Source organism: Melioribacteraceae bacterium (assembly GCA_019638015.1).
Lineage (GTDB): Bacteria > Bacteroidota > Ignavibacteria > Ignavibacteriales > Melioribacteraceae > JAHBUP01.
Genome location: JAHBUP010000012.1, coordinates 1 through 2,530, shown reverse-complemented (window position 1 = coordinate 2,530; position 2,530 = coordinate 1). Strand labels below are relative to the sequence as shown.

General features: G+C 37.7%; 2 protein-coding genes. Both read right to left on the bottom strand.

Features of this window, described 5'->3' with window-relative positions; all coding sequences use genetic code 11:
- Positions 1-452: hypothetical protein (locus KF816_17540; GenBank protein MBX3009833.1), on the bottom strand; the 452-nt coding region annotated here is incomplete at its 3' end.
- Positions 453-1,587: 1,135 nt separating this feature from the next.
- Positions 1,588-2,530, bottom strand: a 943-nt coding sequence (locus KF816_17535) for an SEL1-like repeat protein (protein MBX3009832.1), incomplete at its 5' end; no start/stop codon positions are given.

Genomic DNA, 2,530 nt, shown 5'->3' with positions numbered 1-2,530 from the left:
GTTGGCTTATTTGAGTTTGTAATTTCTAAATTATTTCCAGTAACGGGTTTGTCAGCAATTGCTATGTCCGGTTTTTTTATGGGTTGAGAATTTATAACAGCCAGTGCTGCTTTATATTTTCGTTCGCAACTTTCTTCTAGTTGCTTATAATTGGCCTCAATATAATTCGCTTGAGTCGTGTATGAATTTTTACAATCGCAGTTACCAGAGCATTGTTTTTTATGTTTTACGCAACGATACTTGGGAAAATGATCAAAACAGGCGAGATAAACAAATCTCGAAGGATCTGGGTTATTCTCAAAGTAGGAGGATTCTAGCCTATCCAGTTCAGCTTTCCTCTCTTGTGAAATGTTTTTTAAACAATTTTCTCTTTCTAAATAAGGGTCAGTTGTTTGGGATTGACTGTACGAATAGGCTATAGAAAATAGAAATAGCAAAACAATAATTTTCATAACGAATATTTAGTTTTCAAAATTTTGACTGAAAAAAACCTTCGTTGGGCAACTACAGCATTTGTAAAACTTGTTAAACTTCCGCTTGGTTAAATTACATATTTTTTTCATTATTGTCCGGATAAAATCCGGGATAAAAAGGCTTTAACCTTGTGAGATTCGCCGGGGTCTTCACAGCCAGGTAATTGTGTGGAGGGAGACCCCGGCGAGACACAATCATTCGTAATGCTTTTGAGTTGATCTGGCGGCTCGCAATGACCGGTATTTTTTTCGTCACTGCGAGATCGCTCGTGTGCTGTATTAAATTAAATGGATTTGGCGGCGGGTGAAGCAGTCTCAACGAAATAGCTTTTATATCTGCGAGGATTGCTTCGCCGCCGTGAAAGCATTTGATAATCTTAATCTTTATTGGGCGGACTCGCAATGACGGCGAGAGGTTGGACGAATTGACACCTTGCTTATAGTGCTGCCAGTAAAAACAACACACTCTTAACGTCATTTCGATCCCAACCGAAGGTCGGGAGAGAACTTTTCTCACCGAAGGTAAATCTGTTAGGCAGTAGTACCAATGTTGAGCAATGATACAAAAGCCCAGCAGATTTACTTTCGGTGAAATTAAGTCGCACCGGGGTCTTCATTCAAAGCTATTGCGGGCAGCCATGAGACCCTGGTGCTGTGGGATTCACCTGGGTCTCACCCTTCGCACAATTACCAGGCTGTGAAGACCTCGGCGGGACACACAAGCTAAATATAACTGGGTTCTGGAGGTATTTGAATATTCGTCTATCGTAGAAATTAAAAAAATATTCAAGCCCGTCATCCTTGATCGTGCTTGGCTTAAACATCAAGAAATACAGGACAAAAAAAACGGTCTCTTAAGACTCGAAGATTTGAAGATTTTGCTGCTAAAGATTCATTTGCTGGGTAGGATTTAAGCTAACTACGGAGTCTAGCCTAGTATACTTTTTTTCAAAAAATTAATTGCTTTGACAACACATTTTTGTTTCCAATCTGTATTATACTTTTAAGCTTCCTAAGGATGAGGTGGCTTTCTGCCAAATGCTATCGGGGTAGAATTGTCCCAACTAACAAATTTGAAAATGAGACACTATTTGAAACTAGATCTATTCTAATTTTAGTCCTGATGGAACTGCGGCAGCATATTTGACTTTACAAAGGACTCAAACCAATCAGAATCAATAACAGGCTTTGCAACGTCTGGTGAATTTTTTAGTTCCTCCTGAATTTCTTCGAGATATTTAGCTAAGATTTTCTTTTCTTGTTTAGCTAGAGACTTTAGTTTGTCGTCCTTTAATAGATATTCAATTTCTAACCTTTTTTCATTAAAAAGCTCGTATAAGCCATGAAGAAGATCTGTGCCAGCATCATTGCGAATTAAGGGATACAAATAAAATAATGAATTAATAATGAGCCTTTTTAAATGAGGCACATTGCCGCCGTAACTACAAGTACTTTTCAATGTACTATCACTACCCAACAAAATATAAGCTGAGCATAAGTAAGGAAGAGAGATAGCTTTTGATTCTGGAGATATATGCACAAATTTTGGATTTAAGCTAAAACTGCTATTGTCAAAATGACCTGAATTTTCTTCGGCAATTCCAAATAAAGAGCATTTATGGCCAAGATTCGCAGCCTGACAATACCAGTAAACCGCTTGATTAAGGTCAGGAATAAAACCAATACTTCTATTCCCTCTGGTATACTTATAAGCTAAGAAATACATCCCCATCGTGTCCCCACGGGTTGCTCTTTCAAAATCTCTTCTAATGTAATCAGCTTGCCAAGCTTTTTTAATTTCTGATTCCTGTTTGAATGAATTTAATAATGAGAAGACGCCATTAATAATTTGCTGATTAGCCTGGTTCCTCTTTTGATTTTGTAATTGCTCAATTTGGCTTACTTGTTGATGATTTCCAGCCATCATCGCGTTTGTTTTTGCCAGGTCTAAATTCAATTGTTGAGAAATCGTACTGTGGTTAGTTTTTTGTGCTTGGTTTAAATAATCGGTTGCTTGATTCTGATATTGTTGTGTCCCGGGATTTGTATTATTATTG